The organism is Paraglaciecola sp. (assembly GCF_039942875.1).
GTDB lineage: Bacteria > Pseudomonadota > Gammaproteobacteria > Enterobacterales > Alteromonadaceae > Paraglaciecola.
Genome location: NZ_JBDVBQ010000041.1, coordinates 46,077 through 67,380 on the forward strand (window position 1 = coordinate 46,077; position 21,304 = coordinate 67,380).

Below are 21,304 nucleotides of genomic sequence, written 5' to 3' on the forward strand. Positions count from 1 at the left end.
CAAAGGTTAGTAATAAAAAACCAAAATAACTAATTTAGTAAAAAGCTTAAATTTTATACTCGCGTTTTAAGGTAACTTCTGTATAATTCGCGCCCTGCCCAGTTGCCCCCGCTTTGGGAAAGCGGATGAATCATACGACTCGAAGGGGTCAAAGTATTGATTTTTAGCGGTTTTGTGTAGCAGTCGGTAGTAAAATATCGAGCATGAAGCCAAGTAACGATTATTTATATATTTCGGGTAATTTTAAAATGAAAACTTTTGTTGCAAAGCCAGAAACGGTAAAACGTGAATGGTATGTGGTTGACGCCGCAGACAAAACTCTTGGTCGTATAGCGACTGAGATTGCTAGCCGTTTACGCGGAAAGCATAAGCCAGAGTACACTCCACATGTGGATACTGGTGACTACATAGTTGTGATCAACGCTGAGAAAGTAACTGTTACTGGTAATAAAGCCAAAGGCAAAATTTACTATTCTCATACTGGATATCCAGGTGGCCTTAAAGATACTACTTTCGAGAAGTTGCAAGCCCACAAACCAGAGATGATCATTGAAAAAGCGGTTAAAGGTATGTTGCCTAAAGGTCCACTTGGACGCGATATGTTCCGCAAAATGAAAGTCTACGCTGGTCCTGAGCATAAGCATGCTGCTCAACAGCCTCAAGTCTTAGACCTTTAAGGAGCATTACAGATGGCAGATAATCAATATTACGGCACAGGCCGACGCAAAAGTTCTACCGCTCGTGTTTTTCTTCGTGCAGGTAGTGGCAACATTGTTGTAAATAAACGTCCTCTTGACGAGTTCTTTGGTCGTGAGACTGCACGTATGATCGTGCGTCAACCGCTAGAATTAGTTGAAATGACTGAAAAATTTGACCTATACGTTACCGTTGCCGGTGGTGGTATTAGTGGTCAAGCTGGTGCAATTCGTCACGGCATTACACGTGCTTTGATGGAATTTGACGAAACTCTTCGTCCAGCATTACGTAAAGCGGGCTTTGTTACTCGTGATGCACGTAAAGTTGAACGTAAGAAAGTTGGTTTACATAAAGCACGTAAGCGTCCACAATTCTCAAAACGTTAATTGTCAGACGAATTTCTTTTCAAAAGAAATACCAAAAACCCGGCTTTTGTCGGGTTTTTTATTGCCTGCTTTTTACCCAAAAGTGTTAAGTGTCAGTATTTCTTCATTTTATTGACGATTTCCTTGTCTTTTATGTGGTTTTTCTTTTATCATTTTCTGTTAATAACGAAACCTTTATATTTCCTGTCACTTCTGTGTATTTTGACACCGCTGATAGGTTAATATTTGTCAATCCAACCCTCGGAGATTAGTGGATGAGCAATGTATCTTTAGATGCGCATGATTCGTCTGAAACCGAAAACCAGCCTGATAGTAGTAATAGACGTCGTTTTTTGACTGTTGCAACTTCTGTTGTAGGTGGTGTCGGTGTAGTCGGTGTAGCAGTGCCCTTTATAGGATCCTGGAACCCTAGTGTAAAAGCGAGAGCTGCTGGGGCTGATGTAGAAGCCGATATCAGTAAAATTGAACCCGGACAGCTGATTCGGGTTATTTGGAGAAGTAAGCCAGTTTGGATTGCTCGCAGGACCCCTGAGTTATTAGCGTCTTTGGCTGCTCATGATGATAAGTTAAAAGATCCTAATTCAGAACAAGAGCAACAGCCTGAGTTCGCTAAAAATCCATATCGTTCATTAAAAGAAGAATATCTAGTGTTAGTGGGTATTTGTACACATTTAGGTTGCTCTCCGCAGCATTTAAAAGATGGGGCGTTTGCAGAGTACGTTGAAGGCGTACAAGAAGGATTTTTCTGTCCTTGCCATGGCTCCAAGTTTGATATGGCTGGACGCGTATTTGATAACGTACCGGCTCCATTGAACCTAGTTGTTCCTCCCTATATGTTTATCGACGACAATACATTGTTGATCGGTTCTGAAGAGGGAGCAGCATAATATGTGGAAAAATTTAATGGAATGGGTTGAGTATCGTCTCCCCATAATGCGCGTAGCTAATATGCACGCCATTCAATATCCAGCTCCTAGAAATATGAACTTTTGGTATATGTTCGGCTTTTTGGCCACAATTGTACTAGTAAACCAAATAGTTACCGGGGTATGGCTTACCATGAGCTTTACTCCAACAGCTGAAGAAGCATTTGCGTCTGTAGAATATATCATGCGTGATGTTGAGTATGGTTACATACTCCGTTATATGCACAGTACCGGAGCTTCTGCATTCTTCATTGTAGTTTACCTACATATGTTCAGAGGCATGATCTACGGCTCTTACCAAAAACCTCGGGAGTTATTGTGGTTGTTTGGGATGTTTATTTACTTGGCTCTTATGGCTGAAGCATTTATGGGCTATGTACTTCCTTGGGGACAAATGTCCTATTGGGGTGCTCAAGTAATTGTATCTTTATTTAGTGCTATTCCTGTTATTGGTCCTGATTTGGTGATTTGGATCCAAGGGGATTATGTTATCTCCGGGGCGACACTGAATAGGTTCTTTGCATTACATGTTATTGCATTACCTTTAGTTATTGTTATTTTGGTGTTCTTACACATAGTTGCATTGCATGAAGTTGGTTCAAATAACCCTGATGGAACTGATGTAAAACGCAAGAAGGGTTCGTTATCTGAAGATGAAAAAACTAAATTCAAAATTCACGAATACTATACAAGTAAGTACGATATTGTTGATGACATAGTGCCTTTCTTCCCACACATAGTATTGAAAGACTTAGTTGGCTTTAGTGTATTCTTAATACTCTTCTGCTACGTGATGTTTTTCAACCCAGAGATGGGTGGTTACTTCTTAGAACATCCTAACTTTGAGATTGCTAACCCTCTTAAGACACCAGAGCATATATTCCCTGTATGGTATTTCACGCCTTTCTACGCAATATTGAAAGCCGTACCTCATAAATTGGGTGGTGTAATCTGCATGTTTGCTGCGATTGTTATGTTGGCTTTATTACCTTGGATAGACAGAGGTAAGGTTAAATCATGGCGCTACCGTTGTGGCCTGCATAGATGGAACCTAATTGTCTTTGCTATCGTTTTCATTTTCCTTGGATACCTAGGTGGTACACCTCAAGAAAACTGGAAAATTGTTGCGTCTCAAGTAGCGACTATTATGTATTTTGGTTTCTTTGCTTTGTTATTCATTTACAGTAAAAATGAACGTACTAAACCAGTACCTGAGAGGATCACAGAATGAAGAAGATAGTTTTTGTATTGTCTCTATTGATATCGTTTGGAGCTTTAGCTGCTGGCGGTGGTGCTCATTTAGATAAAGCAGAATATGACCTAACAGATAAAGCATCGTTACAAAACGGCGCTAAATTATTTATGAATTACTGCTTAGGTTGTCACCAAACCCAGTATCAACGTTACCAACGTACTTTTGAAGACCTAGGTATCCCCATAGATTTAGGTCAAGAGTACCTACAATTCACTGGTGAAAAGCCGGGGGAACATATCAAAAACGCTATGCCCTCTGAGTCAGGAGCTAAATGGTTTGGGGCTCCGCCTCCGGATTTAACTTTGGTTGCTCGAGTACGTGGTGCTGATTGGATCTATACCTATTTACGCACATTTTATGTTGATGAAAGTCGTCCATTTGGGGTGAATAACTTAGTTTTCCCAGAAGTGGGAATGCCCCATGTATTGCAAGAACTTCAAGGCGTACCCCGTATGGCTACAGAAGAAGCTTTAGTCGATGGTGAAATGATTGAGCGTCATGTTGGAATAAAGACAGATGGTAGTGGCGCACTTAGTACCGCTGAGTATGATGCGGCAGTGTTAGACTTAGTTAATTACCTTGTGTATACAGGTGAACCTTCACGTCTTGAATCAGAAAGCATTGGTCGTTGGGTAATAATATTCTTATTAGTTCTCTTTGTATTAATTTACTTACTGAAGAAAGAATATTGGAGAGATGTACATTAATTCCTCACATCTTATGAATTAAAATAGTGTATAATCCGCAAAATTTTGAAAGGGCGCTATTATCCGATAGTGGCCCTTTTCTTTTCTGCTATTTGTCATTCTCAAGTAGTCGAATAGTAACAGATATGCAGCGATGCATTCGCATTTAGGAGAGAGTTAAATGGCAGTTGCCACTAATAAACGTTCAATTATGACGTTATTTTCAGATACGCTAGATATATATAGTCACCAAGCTCGAATTGTTTTAGCAGAAAAAGGTGTTGGCGTAGAGATTTCTTATACTGACCCAACTAATTTGCCAGAAGATCTCCTTGATCTTAACCCTTATGGCACAGTGCCTACTTTGGTTGATCGTGAGTTGGTTTTATATAACTCTCATATCATTATGGAGTATTTAGATGAGCGTTTCCCTCATCCTCCATTAATGCCTGTATATCCTGTATCAAGGGGCCAAAGCCGCTTGACTATGCATCGCATCCAAAATGACTGGTATGTATTGGTTGAACAGATACTCGCTAATAAGGGAGATGTTGATACTGCCCGTAATGAACTTCGTGAAGCGCTGTTAGCTCTTGCACCTTTGTTCGCAGAAACTCCATTCTTTATGAGTGAAGAATTTAGCCTAGTTGATTGTTATTTAGCTCCGTTATTGTGGCGTTTACCTGCTTTAGGTATTGAGCTTAATGGTGCTGGTAGTAAAGATGTAAGAGCTTATATGAATCGAATTTTTGATAGAGCTTCTTTTAAAGCATCATTAACCGATCAAGAACGTGAAATCCATAAACCTCTTTAAAGGGGCGACTTGTTTATGACTGCTAATCAACCTTATTTGCTACGAGCCTTCTATGAATGGATTGTTGATAATAATCTCACCCCTTACATAGTTGTCGATGCTCATTACCCAGGTGCTCAAGTTCCACAAGAGTTTGTGCAAGATGGGCAAATTGTGTTAAATGTGTCACCTGCTTCCACAGGTAAGTTACATTTAGGATTGCAAGAGGTTAACTTTGAGGCACGTTTTGGCGGGGTACCACGTAATCTTGTTATACCATGCCCAGCTGTACTAGCTATTTATGCTAAGGAAAATGGCGCGGGTACTGTTTTTACAGTTGAAGATAGCGCTGCTACTAAGGAAGTCGAGGAGTTTGATACACAGGAGGCTCCACCTCAACCTAAAAAAGGTAAGCCAACCTTAACCGTTGTAAAATAAACAGATATAAAAAAAGCGCCATTGGCGCTTTTTTTATATCTGTTTATTGAAGTCTTTATAGGTACTCAAATACTTTAACTACCTGTTTTACACCTGACACATTTCTCGTGATGTCAGTGGCAATTTCAGCCTCTTCTTGGGTTGCTAATCCCATTAGAAATACTTCGCCGTTTTCAACTTCGATTTCAACATGTAACCCGTCTATACGTTTATCAGCAAGGAGTTTGGCTTTTACTTTAGATGCAAGCCATGTGTCGTTTGCAATAGTGCTGGCAGATATTGGCGTACCTAGCCTGATTTGATTATGTACTTTACTAATATTTTTTATGGGGCTAACAAGTTGCTCTGCTTTTTGTATTAAGGTGTTCGTAGGGGCTTGCCCAACTAATAAAACACTGCCATTGAAAACTTGGACCACAATCCCTGCTTGTGCACTTATCTCAGGGTCATCTGCTAATGCGGTAGACACCCTTCCTGTAAGAGTTCTATCGTCAACCTGTGTGCCCAAAGTTCTTCTATCATGGGCTACTGACACCATTCCGACGCCAGCACCAATTATAAGTCCAGCACAGCTTTGCATAACTAGACTAAGTAAAACTACAATAGTAAGTCGGCTTGTTTGATTCTTAATCATTGTTCTTCATCCTGACGACTATTCTGGAAATAGAGCATTATCTATGCTCTCACATAAACTATGTACAACTAGATAATGAACTTCTTGTATCCTAGCTACTCGATTTGATGGGACTCGTATTTCTACATCATTTTGCCCCAACAAGCCTGCCATCTGTCCACCATCTTTGCCAGTTAAGGCAATTATGGTCATATCTCTACTTAGCGCAGCTTCCATTGCTTTAATGACATTCTGAGAGTTACCACTTGTAGAAATAACAACTAAAATATCTCCCTTTTGACCCAATGCTCTGACTTGTTTAGAGTACACTTCATCGAATTCATAATCGTTAGCAATAGAAGATAAAATTGCACCATCAGATGTTAAGGGGATAGCTGGTAAGCTTGGTCTATCTCTTTCAAATTTATTCAGTAGTAACGAACAGAAATGCTGTGCACTTACAGATGAGCCACCATTACCACAACACAATACTTTGTTATCGTTTATAAGGGCATTGACTACCATATAAGCCCCGTTGGCTATATGTTCTGGTAGCACTTCTATGGAGGCAATTTTCGTTTGAATACTTTCAGTAAAACTTGCCTTTATTTCTTCTAGCATAACTCTCCTGTTGATAATTTTTAAACTAGATATTTATACTTAAGTTAAATGTTTTTTAACCAATTAATATCATCTTGGTTAGCTTTATTGTTGTCTATTGCTACTAGGTCAATTCTATGGGGTGCAATACTTGGGTTTAACTTGTTTTCTTGCATATAGTACATTAGTGCCGATATAAATTTGCGACGTTTAGCAGGGTGAAAGTACTCCATTGCAGAACCAAATTGACTACGGCTTCGATATTTAACTTCAACAAATACTAGTTGTTCTCCATCTTGCATTATGAGATCAATCTCCCCTGTGCGGCAGCGATAATTTTGCTCAATGAATGTAAGACCTTGTTTCTCTAAGAAGGTTCTTGCTAGCCCCTCGGCCTCTTTGCCAATTAGCGGTGATATGGCTTGCTTAATCCATCCCAATTAGAGTTACCTTATCTTGCTTAACCTGAGCCAAGGGTAAATTTCTATGAATGATACCCAGGGAATCAATATTAATATCTCCTGTTAATCCATGGCTATTTACATTAGAAAGTAGCCTTAATGTACGTAATTGAGGGATCAAATTGTAGGCATCTACACCCATAGCAAATAGTCTTAACAAGCTGTCTTTTTCTTGAGGCCATAATTCATTTACTTCTGATGATAGCGCTTTCCAATCATGGTTTGGTAACATCCAGGGCATATCAGTAAAGGTTAAGTTGCGTAAGTCTCGAAGGCTGTTTTGGTTTATATCAATACTGTAACTGCGAGATGAGGCGAATACTGATAGTGACTTTCTGGCAAATGGACTTAAACTTGCTTCTATTATTGGGTTTAATAGTTCTGTTTGTTCTGGACTGGCGAATAGTATTATTGCGTCTATGTCTCTTCTGTTCCTTTCTACGCCAAATACTTCTTTATTTGATAAGTACTCTATCTCTTTTATTCGAGCCTTACTTTGTGCAACATCTAACACACTGGAGACTTGAATACGCATGTCTTTATTTGTAGTAAAAGTAGTCAATTCTGGGGTGTTGTTTGTTTGTTTCTTCCACTCGTTGATGAAAGCTTGAGCCATTCGTTGTGTAGAGGATCCTTCTGCAGCAAATATCACAGGATGCACTAACTGGTGTTTCAATATATGCCTAGCAAGTTGCTGTGCTTCATCTTCTGGGGCTAAAGAAAAGAAGTACTGCTCTACTGCTTTTAGTGGTTCAGATTCTAATGAATCAGTTATTGAATTACTAGTTGAGGTAGTACCTGTCGATTCAAGTCTATTTAGTCCAAGCATGATTTTGTCTGTGGGCAAAATGTCTTTAAGAGCAGCTAATTTTTCTTTTATTAATGGACCAATGATTACATCGAAATTTGCCACTGAAGTATTTAATTCTTCTGGTGTTTTTAGCGCTGAATCGAAAAAATGTAATTCTTTAAATATCTCATTTTCGTTGATTTGAGCATTTTTTAAATCTTGATAATAAGAGGCAAGTATCCCTTTTTTGATGGCTATTCCTTGACTAGCTAAACGACCACTTAAAGGAATTAAAACCGCTATTTTTGATGGAGTAATGGGCTCTAGTTGCAACATTTCTATTACTTCTTCGGGAAGATTGTTTGCAATCGTTTCGGTTAGGTTTCTACTCTGCCAGTTTAGAAGTTGTTGTTTATATTCAGCTGGGTTTAAAGCGAATCGCTTATTTATAATAGCCAGTTGCAACCAAGGTTGTAAATTTGAATACTGCAAACTGGCTTGTTCTAATTCACGCAAACTGAGGTTTTTTAAAAGTGACCAAATTTTTTGGCTTTTTTCATTTTCTGGTACAGCCGTTTTTAGTAGTGAGCTTGCTCCTTTGAGCCATTGTTTTTTTCTTACATAGAATTGAGATTCTAGAGCATGAATCCTAGCACTAAATATAGTGTCGCTTGGTAAATTTGATAGTAATGTATCAGCATTTTTATGAGTGCTATCATCAAGGATAAAATAACATTCCGCTATAATTAGATTGCTATGGCGTCTCAATTGTTCGTTATTTAGCTCTTTTCGTACAACTTGCAGCATTTTAATGCTTTTATCGCAGCGGCCCTCTGTTTGAAAAGCTTCTGCTGCCGATAGAAACAGTAGATTACCTTGGTATGAATCCTGAGTATTGGCGTAGCTTTTTTTCGCTTCTTGCAGATAATATTCACCGTCTTTCACTATTAAAATTGGTGTTTCTGAAGGCGCTTTTTCTGCTACTTGCGGTTTTCTTTCTACTGTATTAGAACAGGAAAATAATATAAAAACCGCGACGCTATATACTCCAAAACTTCGAAAACTCATCGCTGATACTCGTAAAAGAAAGTGTCGAATAGTTTATAGTATCGGGAATAAATATCTAGCAACAACGAGAACTTTACCGTGGAGAATTATCTTTGATTGAATCAGGCACCTTATTTATTGTGGCCACGCCAATTGGCAATCTTGAAGACATTACCCATAGGGCATTGCGCATACTAGGGGAAGTTGATTTAGTTGCCGCTGAAGATACAAGGCATAGCCAGAAGTTATTGCAGCATTACTCAATTGCTACACGATTAATTTCACTACATGATCATAACGAAGCGCAGCGATCTAAGCAGCTCATAGAAAAGTTAACTCAGGGGGAAAATATCGCTTTGATCTCTGATGCAGGTACACCCTTAATTAGTGATCCTGGTTATGGGTTTGTTAACCAATGTAGAATGGCGGGTATTAAAGTGGTCCCTTTACCTGGTCCTTGTGCCGCAATAACAGCATTATGTGCAGCCGGCTTAGCGACAGATAAATTTAAGTTTGAGGGTTTCTTACCAGTTAAAGCTATGGCCAAACAACAAGCTTTGCAAAAGCTATTAGTTGAAACAATGACTACTGTCTTTTATGAGTCTCCCAGGAGAGTGGTGGATACGGTTAAACAGGTAATAACTGAGCTTGGTTCTGAACGTGAGATGGTATTAGCAAAAGAGTTAACCAAAACCTTTGAAACATTTCATTCTGGAACCGCACAAGCTTGCTTGAATTGGTTGGAAGCTGATACTAACCACCAAAGAGGTGAATTTGTTTTAATGGTTGCTGGTGAAAAACCTAATCAATCAGAAGTGCCAGCTGAAGCCATTAATCTGTTAAAGCTTTTAATGAATGAACTTCCTTTAAAGAAAGCCTCAGCTATCACAGCAGAGCAATTCGGGTTAAAGAAAAACCAGCTTTATCAACTAGGCTTAGAATTATAATTATGAAAAAAACACTTTGTTATTATTCTCTTTTTTTGTTGTTGATTACTGTACCTGTCAGTATCCAAGCTAAGTGGTTTGAAAGTAAACAAGGGATTATGGGGACGAATATTCAAGTTGAGCTGTGGAGTGAGTCTGCAGTAACTGGTGAAGCCGCTATAGAAGCTATCATGAGCGAAATGCACCGGATAGATCAGCTGATGAGTCCCTATAAACCTTCAAGTGAGTTGAGTAAATTAAATGCTAAAGCTGCCATTGAGCCTGTTACTGTTTCTAAAGAACTATTCGACTTAATAAGTTTAGCTATTGAGTTATCAAAAGAAACTCAAGGTGCATTTGATATTACGTTTGCGAGTGTCGGTTTTCTATATGACTATCGTGAACACAAAAAGCCCAAGCAAAATAATATTAATGAGTTATTACCTGCAATTGACTATAGGCATATTAAGCTTGAAGAAGGTAACCATAGTATTTTCTTTGGTCATGAGAATGTAAAAATAGACTTGGGTGGGATTGCTAAAGGTCATGCAGTGGACAATTCAATCCATATTTTACAACAAACGGGTATTAAATATGCATTGGTCACAGCCGGTGGTGATACTCGATTACTTGGAAATCGTTTAGATAAACCTTGGATGGTAGGAATTAGAGACCCTAGAAATAAAAACAAACAAGCTGTTGTGCTGCCTTTGGCTGATATTGCTTTATCGACTTCTGGGGATTATGAACGATACTTTGAAGAAGATGGTAAGCGTTACCATCATATTTTGTCACCGAAAACGGGCAAGTCTGCATTTGAGGTGCAAAGTGTTTCGATTATTGGACCTAGTAGCACCTTGAATGATGGTTTATCTACAGCAGTTTTTGTTCTAGGTGTTCAGAAAGGAATGGATTTACTAAATCGAACACCTGGGTATGACGGGATTATTTTAGATAATACTCGTAAATTACATTACTCAAATGCACTTGTTGAGTAAATGTATATTAATCATTTGCTTACGTTTTAGATTGGCATTATTTAGCATTAAATGTAGAGTAATAATTTATCCTTTTGAAAGGGCTGTTAGAAACATTGTGAGAAGACAAATATTGGTTCCAACAATTATTGATATTGAAGCTAGCGGTTTTGGTGCGGCAAGTTATCCGATAGAGGTTGGGGTAATCAACGACGCTGGTGAGCGTTTTTGTTGCCTAATTAAACCTCACAGTGATTGGGTTCATTGGGATAAACAAGCAGAATCTTTACACGGTATTAGCAGGCAACTTTTAAATGAAAAAGGTGAGTCTGTTCAGTCTGTGTGCCGGCAACTAAATCAATTTCTTCAAGGGCAAGTCGTTTATTCTGATGGCTGGGTTGTTGATGATACTTGGCTTATCAAGTTATTTCATGCTGCCGGAGTCGTGATGCAGTTTCAGGTAAGTTCTTTAGAAATGATTTTAAATGAACCGCAAATGTCCTTATGGCATGCCACAAAAGATAAACTATTTAGAGAAATGCAAGTACAGCGTCATCGAGCCAGTAGTGACGCAGCACTTATCCAAAATACATTTGTTGCAACCCAACAAATATGTACTACCAACAGTAACCTACAGCTGAGCTCTTAATAGATTTAGCTAATTTTAAATAGCGCTCATATTCCTCTCTTCCTTAGACTATCCAGTACTCTTGCTAGATAATTTAGATATACTTACCCAAATTTTTTTGAAGAATCAGAATGAGTAATCTAAATAATATATTCTTGACTGATCAAGTCTTAGATCTAATTGCTGACTCTATTGCATCGCAAGGCTATGTATTACTAGAGAACTTTTTGCCAATTGATTTGGCGTCATCACTTTTAACCGATGCTGAAGTATTATCTAGAACAAAATTTAAGGCGGCAGGTATTGGGAGAAATGAAGACAACAAATTAGATAGTAAAATCCGCACAGATAGTACATTGTGGTTAACTCAAAAAATGGTCCCTCAGGTGACTTATATCTCTGTGATGGAGAGACTCCAACAGGGGGTGAATCAAAGACTATTTATGGGGTTGTCTGAATTTGAATGTCACTACTCTCATTATCAAAAAGGTGATTTTTACTTACGCCATTTAGATGCATTCAAATCACAGCAATCATCAACTCAAAAAAATCGTAGATTAAGCTCTGTGTTTTATTTAACGCCAGACTGGCAAGTAGAAGATGGTGGTGAGTTATGCTTATACGCCGATCAAAAACAAGTAGAGCCATTGATTAATATTGCTCCTATGTTTAATCGGTGTGTGTTATTTCTAAGTGATGTATTCCCCCATGAAGTTTTAACCAGCAATAATGATAGGTATAGCATTGCTGGGTGGTATCGATAACTCTATTGGTGCAAAGTGTAGTAACTTGGTTAATAAGACTTGACTCTATTTCAGAGCAAGCCCTACTCAAGTCAATATTTTGAACCCATTTATTCCTGAGTAAAGGTCAGGCCTGCATTTTGTTGTAAACGCTGAATGAGTTTGTCGCCCATAGAAGGTGCCGTGGTCCAAATACCTCCTTTGGTATCTGCTGCATCTTTTACCAGGCATATTGCAGTTTCGGCTATCATTTTCGATGTTGAGCCATACCCTGGGTCTCTATCGCCCTTAACTGATAGCTTAATTTCATTTCCTTGTGCATCAGAACCTATATATAGTAAATCATAAAATCCAGATTCACGTTCTTCTTTGCTGGGGCCTTCACCCGGTTTAGGGCCGTCGTCACCGCTCATACTTTTATCATCTGCCATGGCATTAGCTATCGCTTCTCCTTTTTCACCTGGACCGGTCATAAACATTTCGTCGTAAACAAAATCTTCACCGTAGGCTTTATTTAAAAGAAAGTTTGAGCGTTGTACGTTACGGGTGTTAATTACTGCCATAACAAAGGGAGTGACCCAGCTACCCAAGTCTGCTTCGTAGAATGGTTTATTACCATAGGGTTGATCAGCTCCTGTAAAACCCGGTGTGAGTGAAAATGGATTGAGCAAAGCTTTCATTTTAATTGGGTCTTTTTTGGCGGCTATCAGCGTTTCTTTAAAGCTAGCTGCGGTTCCTCCTGAGAAAGTACCTTTCATTTTTCTGACTCTACATCTTATTGTAGGCATAACCTTACCAAACTGTTGCTTGGCTAGGTTTTGTAGATGATAAACACCCATATCAGAGGGGATGGAATCAAATCCGCAAGAAAATACAATGCGAGCGCCACTTAATTGGGCTGTTTTTTCATGGGCGGGGATCATTTCGCTCATCCATACAGGCTCCCCGCATAAGTCAACGTAATCGACACCAGATTTAGCACACATAGCGACAAGATCTGAGCCGTATACCTGATATGGGCCAACGGTTGTGAGGACTAATTTTGTACGATTCAGCATTGCTTGAATTGAGCTTGAATCTTGCGCATCAGCAATAATAAGAGGCGTGTTTTTGGGGGCTTTTATCTCGTCTCTAACTTGGGTTAGTTTAGCTGTACTTCGTCCAGCCATTGCCCACTTTAATGAGCTATCTCCAGAATATTGTTTCACTAAATATTCAGCGACTAAGCGACCAGTAAACCCTGTTGCGCCATAAATTACGATATCAAATTCTTTATTAGTACTCATTACACACCCTATATATTACATTAGTAGCTTGAGTGTAATGTCCTAGTTGCATAAGTTTACTTTATTTATGTAATAAAGATCTATTTCTAGCGATGATGATTCTGAGTTATGTTTTCAATAGAGCTGTATGTAAGATGTGTATGTTCGATTAAACATCAGGCAACAAAAAGGGCTCAACCGAGCCCATTTTTAAATTAACTTTAAATCAACTTATTGAAATTTAAGCAGTCCAAATTTTACTAGTATTAGTGCTTACAGTTTCAGCCTGTCCGTCACAATAGGTGAATACAAAACGATCACCAGTATTTAATAAACCTTTTTCTATTAAAACAGCAACGACATCACGCTTTAGGTGACCTGATTCACTATTGCTATCGTCAAAGAAAACAGGTTTAACACCTCTGTATAATGCCATTTTGTTTAATGAATTGATATTCATAGACAAGGCATAAATTGGTAATGAGGTGGTAATACGTGACATAAGTAGAGGAGTGCTGCCACTCTCTGTCAACGCAACAATCGCTTTTATATCTTTTAAGTGGTTTGCAGAGTACATAGCGCTAAAAGCAACGGTTTCACTAACGCTTGTAAACTCTTCATTCATTCTATGTTTTGAAGCTGTAACACTTGGATGGGTTTCAGCTCCCATACAAACACGAGCCATAGCCTCTACTGTTTCAACTGGGAATTCACCAGCTGCAGTTTCGGCCGATAACATAACGGCATCTGTTCCGTCTAAAACAGCATTTGCCACATCCATTACTTCAGCACGGGTTGGCATCGGGCTAGTTATCATAGACTCCATCATTTGAGTCGCTGTGATAACGACTTTATTAAGCTGTCTTGAACGAGAAATAAGCTTTTTCTGGACGCCTACTAGCTCTGCATCACCTATTTCTACTCCTAAATCACCCCGGGCAACCATTACAGCGTCCGATGCAGAGATAATGTCATCGATAGCTTCATCAGAAGCAACGGTTTCAGCACGTTCGACTTTAGAACAAATCATAGCACTGCAGCCTGCTTTTTCTGCTAACTGACGTGCATAACGTAAATCATCACCTGAACGGGGAAAAGAAACGGCTAAATAATCAACACCAATTTTCGCTGCTGTAACTATATCTTCTTTATCTTTTTCGGTAAGTGCTTCAGCAGATAGCCCACCACCTTGACGGTTAATTCCTTTATTGTTTGAAAGCTTACCGGCAACTGTCACTTTAGTGTGGACCTTGTTTCCTTCTACAGTGTCTACTTTTAATTGAATACGACCGTCATCTAATAATAATATATCGCCAGGCGAAACATCTTGAGGCAAGGCTTTGTAATCAATCCCTACAGACTCTTGGTTTCCAGCATCACGGTCTAAATCAGCATCAAGAATAAAATGATCACCGATTTTTAAAATGATGGAGCCTTCAGCAAATTTTGCTACGCGAATTTTGGGACCTTGTAAATCACCCAATATAGCAACATATTTACCTAGCTTTTTCGCTGCGATACGAACTTTCTCAGCGCGATCTATATGGTCTTGTGCAGTACCGTGAGAAAAGTTCATCCTTACCACATTGGCGCCGGCTTTAAGAATTCCCTCAATTTGTTCAACGGTATCCGTAGATGGACCTAAAGTCGCCAGTATTTTTGTTCGTCTTAACATGATTATATTGCTCTGTAGTTGTCGCGCATTAATAATCTACCTTTAAATGATAGATGTTAGAAAAATAAATTTTACACTTAGTAGCATAGCTAGATTTTAGCAATACTCTTTTAATTATTTATGACGGCTATAAGCACTTGGGCTTTAATTTGTCACAAATTAACAAATCTGTAATTTTATTACGAAAATGGTAGTGCAAAACAGCCTTAAAGTGAAATGATTCCGAAAAAAAGAGCACTAAAACTCTTTTTTATATGCCATTGCTTAAGGAGCGTCTCTTTTATCAAACCTAGACCCTCTCAATGTATCTTTGACTCGTTTTAGGTTTTCTCTAAATTTATTACCCCTTCTAAGGGTAAAGCCGGTGGCCAAAATATCGATTAATATCAATTGTGCTATCCGAGAAGCCATAGGCATATACATATCAGTGTCTTCAGGTACCTCAAGAGAAAGTACTATATTGCATTCTTTCGCTAAAGGGCTGCCTTTTGAAGTTATACCCATAACAGTTGCATCGTTTCCTCGGGCAATTTGCGCAATCTCAACTAAGCTTTTTGTACGTCCGGTGTGTGAAATTAAAACCACTACATCTTCCTCACCACAATTCATACAGCTCATGCGCTGCATTAAAATATCTTCAAAGTAAACCACAGGAACGTTGAATCTAAAAAATTTATTTAATGCGTCATGAGCGACTGATGCTGAGGCACCTAAACCGAAAAAAGATATTTTTTGTGCTTGAGTTAGCAGGTCTACTGCTCGATTTATTGTATTAATATCTACTGATTGACGAGCGACTTCTAGTGAAGCCATTGTCGACTCAAAAATTTTCTTGGTGTACTCGTCAGGCCCATCATTCTCTTCCACATGTCTATTTACATATGGTGTTCCATTGGCAAGGCTTTGAGCTAGATGGAGCTTAAAGTCGGGATAACCTTTGGTGTCTAGTCTACGGCAAAACCGGTTGACTGTAGGTTCGCTGACACCTGACATTTTTGCTAACGTAGCTATGCTGCTATGTATTGCAGTCTGAGGATTTGCGAGGATAATCTCCGCAACTTTGCGCTCTGATTTACTAAACAAAGAATTATGTTGAGTTATTTTTTCTAGAATGTTCATATTTAGCAGAAAACTTCATTATAATGGCTTCACCTTATTGGTAAGATTACCATTGTAATTATCCTTATGGATACTGTAGTTGTAATTTTTTAACATGATTATTTACAGTTTTTATAAAATTAATAGGCCAAATGGGTCATATTTATGATGAATTGACCATGATAAGTTGTAAATTTACTACATATGATGTTAAATTTTATATCATATGATCGTTGATCCATTTTGTAGTACGGGGATCATTTTCAGCAACATTTTCTCTAAATATTTAAGTAGGCAATAAAAATGGTTTTGGAAAATTCATTCGAACCTTGTGACTTTGTTTTGTTTGGTACCAAAGGTGACTTGGCCAGACGTAAACTTTTACCCTCCCTATATCAACTCGAAAAAGCTGACTTGATGCATGCTGAAACCAAAGTAATTGGGGTAGCACGTCAAGATATCAGTATTGAAGAATACGTAACTTTAGTAAAAGAAAATATCGAAAATTTTACTAAAGAAGACCTTTGTCCAGAAACTTGGGATAGATTCAAAGAAAAGCTAGATTATGTTTGTGTCGACATGAAGAACGCGGACAGCTACAAAGTGTTTAAAGAGCATGTTGATGCAAAACGAACTATGGTTTGTTACTTTGCTACTCCCCCGTCAATTTTTGGTGACATTTGCCGAGGCTTGAAAGCCGCTAAAATTATCGATAAAAGTATGCGTGTGGTACTAGAAAAGCCACTTGGACACGATTTAGAATCTTCAAAAGTAATTAATGATCAAGTTGCAGAGTTTTTTGAAGAAAAACAAATCTATCGTATAGATCATTATTTAGGTAAAGAAACGGTATTGAACTTAGTTGCGTTGCGTTTTGCGAACTCAATATTTGCAACCAACTGGGATCATAACTGTATTGATCACGTGCAAATTAGTGTGGCTGAGTCTGTTGGTATAGAAGGTCGTTGGGGCTATTTTGACGATGCAGGTCAAATGCGTGATATGGTGCAAAACCACTTGTTACAAATTTTAACGCTGATTGCGATGGAGCCTCCGGCTACACTAGACGCAACAAATATTCGTAACGAAAAACTTAAAGTGCTTAAAGCGCTGCGGCCTATTGATGCATCAAACGTACGTCAGAACACTGTTCGTGGGCAATATGTTGAAGGATTTATAAAGGGTAAAGAAGTCCCTGGGTATTTAGATGAGCCTGATGCTAACCAGCAAAGTACCACTGAAACCTTTATCGCATTGAAAGTAGAAATAGACAACTGGCGTTGGGCAGGTGTTCCTTTCTATTTGAGAACAGGTAAACGATTACCAAACAAAACTAGTGAAGTGAATATCTTCTTCAAGCGCCAGCCTCATAACTTGTTTAAGGATAGCTTCACTCAGCTACCCCCGAATAAATTGACTATTCGCCTGCAACCAGATGAAGGCGTTGAAGTTACCGTTATGAATAAAGTGCCAGGATTAACTAGTTCAGGTGCAATGAACTTACAAAAATCTAAACTTAACTTGAGCTTTTCTGACACTTTCAAAGACGAACGTATTGCAGACGCCTATGAAAAATTACTGTTGGAAGTAATGTTAGGTAATCAGTCATTGTTCGTACGTAGAGATGAAGTTGAAGCCGCTTGGACTTGGGTTGATGGAATACTCGCGGCATGGAATTCTAGTAACGAAGCCCCAGAACCTTACCAAGCGGGAACTTGGGGTCCCGTTTCTTCTATTGCATTATTGGCGAGAGAAGACAGAGCTTGGTATGAAAGTAAAATAGGGAAAAAATAATGGCGTTAACGCGATCAAAATTTAGAACTCCAGAACAGCTAAATTTAGCATTCACACGCAAGATATCTAAATTATTAAGAGATGGAATTGAAGAAAACGGACGAGCTAGCTTAATTGTTTCAGGTGGCAGAACTCCGGCAGCTTTATTCGAAGCGCTATCTAAAGTTAGCTTAGCTTGGGATTTAGTAGATATTAGCTTAGCTGATGAACGTTGGGTTGATAATGGTAATGATGCGTCAAATGAAAAAATGTTACGCGAGAAACTTCTGATAAATAATGCAGTTAACGCTAATTTTTTCCCATTAAAAACTCACCATGCTAATGCTAACGAAGCCGTTCAACAGTGTACGAGTAATTTGCAAGATATACATACACCTTTTGATGTAGTGATTCTGGGCATGGGTGAAGATGGACATACTGCGTCTTTGTTTCCTTGTTCAGAACAAATATCTGAAGGGTTAGACCTTGAATCCGGTCAATCTTATATAGCTGTACAACCTACTACGGCACCTAACCAGAGAATGTCATTGACCTTGCCTGCCTTATTAAATAGTCAGCAAATTTTTCTACATTTAACTGGTGATAGTAAAAAAGAAGTATTAGATCTTGCTTTATCTGGTGACAACGAAATGGAAATGCCGATTCGTGCAGTATTGAATAATGCTGATGTAGAATTGTTGTGGGCTCCATAGCCAGATAGGCAAACAATCAATTTAAAATTTTTTGGAGAAAACTGTGAACGCTGCCATTCAGGAAGTCACTGCACGAATTATCGAACGAAGTAAAAATACTCGCAAAGCGTATTTAGATAAAATAGAAGCCGCTCGTTTAGAAGGGCCTCATCGTGGTGTGTTATCATGTGGTAACTTAGCCCATGGCTTTGCTGCTTGTGGTACAGAAGATAAAGCTGACTTACGTAGTATGACCAAAGCTAATATCGCAATTGTATCTTCATACAATGACATGTTATCGGCTCATCAACCCTATGAAGATTACCCTGCTATTCTTAAAAAAGCAGTAAGTGAAGTGGGCAGTGTTGCTCAATTCGCTGGCGGTGTGCCAGCTATGTGTGATGGCGTAACTCAGGGTACGCCAGGTATGGATCTGAGTTTAATGAGTCGAGATATTATTGCTCAAGCAACGGCTATCTCGTTATCTCATAACATGTTTGATGGCAATTTGCTGTTGGGTATCTGTGACAAAATTGTACCTGGTTTACTGATGGGAGCCCTTAGCTTCGGACATTTACCAAGTATTTTTGTACCTGCAGGCCCCATGCCGTCTGGTATTCCAAATAAAGAAAAAGCCCGTGTTCGTCAAGCTTATGCCGAAGGTAAAGCGACTAGAGAAGAGTTGTTAGATGCAGAGTCTAAGTCTTACCACTCTGCAGGAACCTGTACTTTCTATGGTACGGCTAATAGTAATCAACTTGTCGTAGAAACCATGGGGCTGCACCTTCCTGGGTCTTCTTTTGTTAATCCTGGTACTCCTTTGAGAGATGCTTTAACGGATGCAGCAGCTAAACAGATCACTCGTATTACTGATCTTGGCGATAATTACCGTCCTATGGGTCATATTGTTGATGCTAAAGCCATAGTGAATGGTCTTGTCGCATTATTAGCAACGGGTGGTTCAACTAACCACACTATGCATTTAGTGGCTGTGGCTAGATCAGCAGGTTATATTATCAATTGGGATGATTTCGCTGATATTTCAAGAGTAATTCCATTATTAACCAGAATCTATCCAAATGGCTCTGCTGATATTAACCACTTTACCGCAGCTGGTGGTATGGCTCTATTGTTTAGAGAGTTATTAAATGCTGGCTTACTTCATAATGATGTTAAAACCATATGTGGTGATGGCCTTGAGCAATATACTCAAGAGCCAGTGATCAAAGATGGTGAGTTGATTTGGCAAGATGGACCTAAAGAATCTTTTGATAAAGAAGTCGTAGCTTCTGTAGAGAAGCCTTTCAAAGTCGATGGTGGTTTATCTGTACTGTCTGGTAACTTAGGTCGAGCCGTGATGAAGACTTCTGCATTACGTGACCCTCATTGTAAAATTACAGCGCCAGCTGTTGTTTTTGAAGACCAGTTTGAACTCCACGCTGCGTTTAAAGCAGATGAATTAAATAAAGACTGTGTCGTTGTTGTGAGATTCCAAGGCCCTTCAGCCATAGGTATGCCTGAGCTACATAGCTTAACTCCACCTCTTGCCGTATTGCAGGACCGTGGCTACAAAGTTGCATTGGTGACTGATGGCCGTATGTCTGGTGCGTCAGGTAAAGTTCCGGCCGCTATCCACGTGACTCCAGAAGCGTTGAAGGGAGGCTTATTAGCTAAAGTGAATACTGGCGATATGATCGAATTAGATACGGCAACGGGCGTTATGTCTGTGTTAGTTAGTGATGAGGAATTAGCAAGCCGGGAAGCTAAAGTAACAGATGTTGCAAATCACCAAATTGGTATGGGCAGAGAAATGTTTGCGGCTGTTCGTACTACCTTAACAGGTGCCGAGCAGGGCGCTTGTTCACTATTTTTAGGTCAGGATTAGTATGAAGTTTGTTGCTGATGTTGGCGGTACTAATATTCGTATCGCCCAAGTAGATGGAGCTAATATTAGTAACATTAAAAAATATTTGTGTGCTGATTTTGCTACCATCACTGATGCTATAAAAACCTATTTTACTGAATATTCTAACGTTACATTTAGTGCTGGCTGTCTTGGAGTTGCTTGTCCTGTTACAGGTGACAATATTTCAATGACGAATAATCATTGGGATTTCTCTATTACAGAGTTAAAAAATGACTTGAGCCTTAACTGGTTAGGTGTCATTAATGATTTCACCGCTGTAGCTCATGCTGTGCCAGTGTTAAATGATCAGCAAAAATTTCAGGTTGGTGCTGGTTCAATTAAAGAGAATGAAAATATTGCAGTGTTTGGTCCTGGCACTGGCTTAGGTGTTAAACACTTAGCACCTTCTACTGATGGTTGGTTAGCGCTAGATGGTGAAGGCGGACATGTAGATTTTGCTGCGGTTGATGAGCTTGATATTGCTATCTTACGTTTTTTAACTAAAAAGTTAGGCCATGCCTCTGCTGAAGAAGTATTGTCAGGACGCGGTGTAGTGCAGATTTATCAAGCATTATCAGAATATCAAAGTACCGAGGCTGAGTTAACTGAAGCAGCTGACATTACTGATAAAGCTCTCAATGGTAGTTGTGCTCTATGTACCGCTACTTTGAACCAATTCTGCAAAATTTTGGGTAGTTTTGCAGGAAATCTTGCCCTTAATATGGGAACACGTGGTGGCGTGTATATTGGTGGTGGCATTGCCCCCCGTTTCACCAAGTTTATTCAAGAAAGTGATTTTCGTGAGCGTTTCGAAGCAAAAGGTCGATTTAAAGACTATGTTGTAGGAATTCCCACTTTCATTATTACCGAGCCCGATCATGGTTTGATTGGAGCTATGGCCTATCTAAATCAAAATTTTAAAGGTTAAAA

General features: G+C 39.1%; 22 protein-coding genes. 15 read left to right on the forward strand and 7 right to left on the reverse strand.

Going from position 1 to position 21,304, the window contains the following annotated elements:
* The first annotated feature begins 248 nt into the window (after positions 1–248).
* The 7 genes from rplM to ABJE44_RS13685 all read left to right on the forward strand — a co-directional run bounded on the left by rplM (position 249) and on the right by ABJE44_RS13685 (position 5,180).
* Positions 249–677: a 50S ribosomal protein L13 gene (gene rplM, locus ABJE44_RS13655; protein ID WP_133471130.1), complete on the forward strand. Its 429-nt coding sequence runs from the start codon at positions 249–251 to the stop codon at positions 675–677.
* A gap of 12 nt (positions 678–689) precedes the next feature.
* The gene (gene rpsI, locus ABJE44_RS13660) at positions 690–1,082 is read left to right on the forward strand and encodes a 30S ribosomal protein S9 (RefSeq protein ID WP_133471128.1); all 393 of its coding nucleotides are present in this window, start codon (positions 690–692) and stop codon (positions 1,080–1,082) included.
* 254 nt (positions 1,083–1,336) lie between these two features.
* The gene (gene petA, locus ABJE44_RS13665; RefSeq protein WP_348110256.1) at positions 1,337–1,969 is read left to right on the forward strand and encodes a ubiquinol-cytochrome c reductase iron-sulfur subunit; all 633 of its coding nucleotides are present in this window, start codon (positions 1,337–1,339) and stop codon (positions 1,967–1,969) included.
* 1 nt (position 1,970) lies between these two features.
* Complete coding sequence (locus ABJE44_RS13670; protein WP_348110257.1) at positions 1,971–3,239, forward strand: cytochrome b N-terminal domain-containing protein; 1,269 nt, start codon at positions 1,971–1,973, stop codon at positions 3,237–3,239.
* Positions 3,236–3,970: a cytochrome c1 gene (locus ABJE44_RS13675; protein WP_348110258.1), complete on the forward strand. Its 735-nt coding sequence runs from the start codon at positions 3,236–3,238 to the stop codon at positions 3,968–3,970. The genes ABJE44_RS13670 and ABJE44_RS13675 overlap by 4 nt, the downstream gene beginning before the upstream one ends.
* A 160-nt stretch (positions 3,971–4,130) precedes the next feature.
* Positions 4,131–4,763: a stringent starvation protein SspA gene (gene sspA, locus ABJE44_RS13680; RefSeq protein WP_133471120.1), complete on the forward strand. Its 633-nt coding sequence runs from the start codon at positions 4,131–4,133 to the stop codon at positions 4,761–4,763.
* 15 nt (positions 4,764–4,778) lie between these two features.
* Positions 4,779–5,180, forward strand: coding sequence for a ClpXP protease specificity-enhancing factor (locus ABJE44_RS13685; RefSeq protein ID WP_348110259.1), 402 nt, complete (start codon positions 4,779–4,781; stop codon positions 5,178–5,180).
* A gap of 55 nt (positions 5,181–5,235) precedes the next feature.
* Here the strand turns inward: ABJE44_RS13685 and dolP are convergent, their stop codons facing one another.
* The 4 genes from dolP to ABJE44_RS13705 are packed head-to-tail and all read right to left on the reverse strand — an operon-like array spanning position 5,236 to position 8,712.
* Positions 5,236–5,814, reverse strand: a complete 579-nt coding sequence (dolP, locus tag ABJE44_RS13690; RefSeq protein ID WP_348110260.1) for a division/outer membrane stress-associated lipid-binding lipoprotein — start codon at positions 5,812–5,814, stop codon at positions 5,236–5,238.
* A gap of 18 nt (positions 5,815–5,832) precedes the next feature.
* A complete protein-coding gene (locus ABJE44_RS13695; RefSeq protein WP_133471116.1) occupies positions 5,833–6,414 on the reverse strand; it encodes a phosphoheptose isomerase in 582 nt (193 codons plus the stop codon).
* Positions 6,415–6,458: 44 nt separating this feature from the next.
* Positions 6,459–6,824, reverse strand: coding sequence for a YraN family protein (locus tag ABJE44_RS13700; protein ID WP_348110302.1), 366 nt, complete (start codon positions 6,822–6,824; stop codon positions 6,459–6,461).
* The gene (locus tag ABJE44_RS13705) at positions 6,820–8,712 is read right to left on the reverse strand and encodes a penicillin-binding protein activator (RefSeq protein ID WP_348110261.1); all 1,893 of its coding nucleotides are present in this window, start codon (positions 8,710–8,712) and stop codon (positions 6,820–6,822) included. The genes ABJE44_RS13700 and ABJE44_RS13705 overlap by 5 nt, the downstream gene beginning before the upstream one ends.
* 92 nt (positions 8,713–8,804) lie before the next feature.
* On the opposite strand from ABJE44_RS13705, the gene rsmI reads away from it, so the two are divergent.
* From rsmI to ABJE44_RS13725, 4 genes are all read left to right on the forward strand, one after another.
* Positions 8,805–9,638, forward strand: a complete 834-nt coding sequence (gene rsmI, locus ABJE44_RS13710) for a 16S rRNA (cytidine(1402)-2'-O)-methyltransferase (protein ID WP_348110262.1) — start codon at positions 8,805–8,807, stop codon at positions 9,636–9,638.
* 2 nt (positions 9,639–9,640) lie between these two features.
* A complete protein-coding gene (locus tag ABJE44_RS13715) occupies positions 9,641–10,615 on the forward strand; it encodes an FAD:protein FMN transferase (RefSeq protein WP_348110263.1) in 975 nt (324 codons plus the stop codon).
* A gap of 97 nt (positions 10,616–10,712) precedes the next feature.
* Complete coding sequence (locus tag ABJE44_RS13720) at positions 10,713–11,243, forward strand: hypothetical protein (protein ID WP_348110264.1); 531 nt, start codon at positions 10,713–10,715, stop codon at positions 11,241–11,243.
* 110 nt (positions 11,244–11,353) lie between these two features.
* On the forward strand, positions 11,354–11,986 hold the full coding sequence (locus tag ABJE44_RS13725) for a 2OG-Fe(II) oxygenase (RefSeq protein WP_348110265.1): 633 nt from the start codon (positions 11,354–11,356) through the stop codon (positions 11,984–11,986).
* 89 nt (positions 11,987–12,075) lie between these two features.
* On the opposite strand, the gene ABJE44_RS13730 is transcribed toward ABJE44_RS13725, so the two are convergent.
* From ABJE44_RS13730 to ABJE44_RS13740, 3 genes are all read right to left on the reverse strand, one after another.
* A complete protein-coding gene (locus tag ABJE44_RS13730) occupies positions 12,076–13,251 on the reverse strand; it encodes a saccharopine dehydrogenase NADP-binding domain-containing protein (RefSeq protein WP_348110266.1) in 1,176 nt (391 codons plus the stop codon).
* A 220-nt stretch (positions 13,252–13,471) separates the two neighbouring features.
* Positions 13,472–14,905: a pyruvate kinase gene (gene pyk / locus ABJE44_RS13735; RefSeq protein WP_348110267.1), complete on the reverse strand. Its 1,434-nt coding sequence runs from the start codon at positions 14,903–14,905 to the stop codon at positions 13,472–13,474.
* 264 nt (positions 14,906–15,169) lie between these two features.
* The gene (locus ABJE44_RS13740; RefSeq protein ID WP_348110268.1) at positions 15,170–16,024 is read right to left on the reverse strand and encodes a MurR/RpiR family transcriptional regulator; all 855 of its coding nucleotides are present in this window, start codon (positions 16,022–16,024) and stop codon (positions 15,170–15,172) included.
* Between the two features lie 282 nt (positions 16,025–16,306).
* Here ABJE44_RS13740 and zwf point away from each other — a divergent pair, with 282 nt between their 5' ends.
* From zwf to ABJE44_RS13760, 4 genes are read left to right on the forward strand one after another with little or no spacing between them, the layout of a single operon-like run.
* Positions 16,307–17,797, forward strand: coding sequence for a glucose-6-phosphate dehydrogenase (gene zwf, locus ABJE44_RS13745; protein WP_348120802.1), 1,491 nt, complete (start codon positions 16,307–16,309; stop codon positions 17,795–17,797).
* Positions 17,797–18,489: a 6-phosphogluconolactonase gene (gene pgl, locus ABJE44_RS13750; RefSeq protein ID WP_348110270.1), complete on the forward strand. Its 693-nt coding sequence runs from the start codon at positions 17,797–17,799 to the stop codon at positions 18,487–18,489. The genes zwf and pgl overlap by 1 nt, the downstream gene beginning before the upstream one ends.
* Positions 18,490–18,532: 43 nt before the next feature.
* Positions 18,533–20,353 carry a phosphogluconate dehydratase gene (gene edd, locus ABJE44_RS13755; protein ID WP_348110271.1) on the forward strand — a complete coding sequence of 607 codons (1,821 nt, stop codon included), beginning with the start codon at positions 18,533–18,535 and terminating at the stop codon, positions 20,351–20,353.
* Positions 20,349–21,302: a glucokinase gene (locus tag ABJE44_RS13760; protein ID WP_348110303.1), complete on the forward strand. Its 954-nt coding sequence runs from the start codon at positions 20,349–20,351 to the stop codon at positions 21,300–21,302. The genes edd and ABJE44_RS13760 overlap by 5 nt, the downstream gene beginning before the upstream one ends.
* Positions 21,303–21,304: the final 2 nt, after the last annotated feature.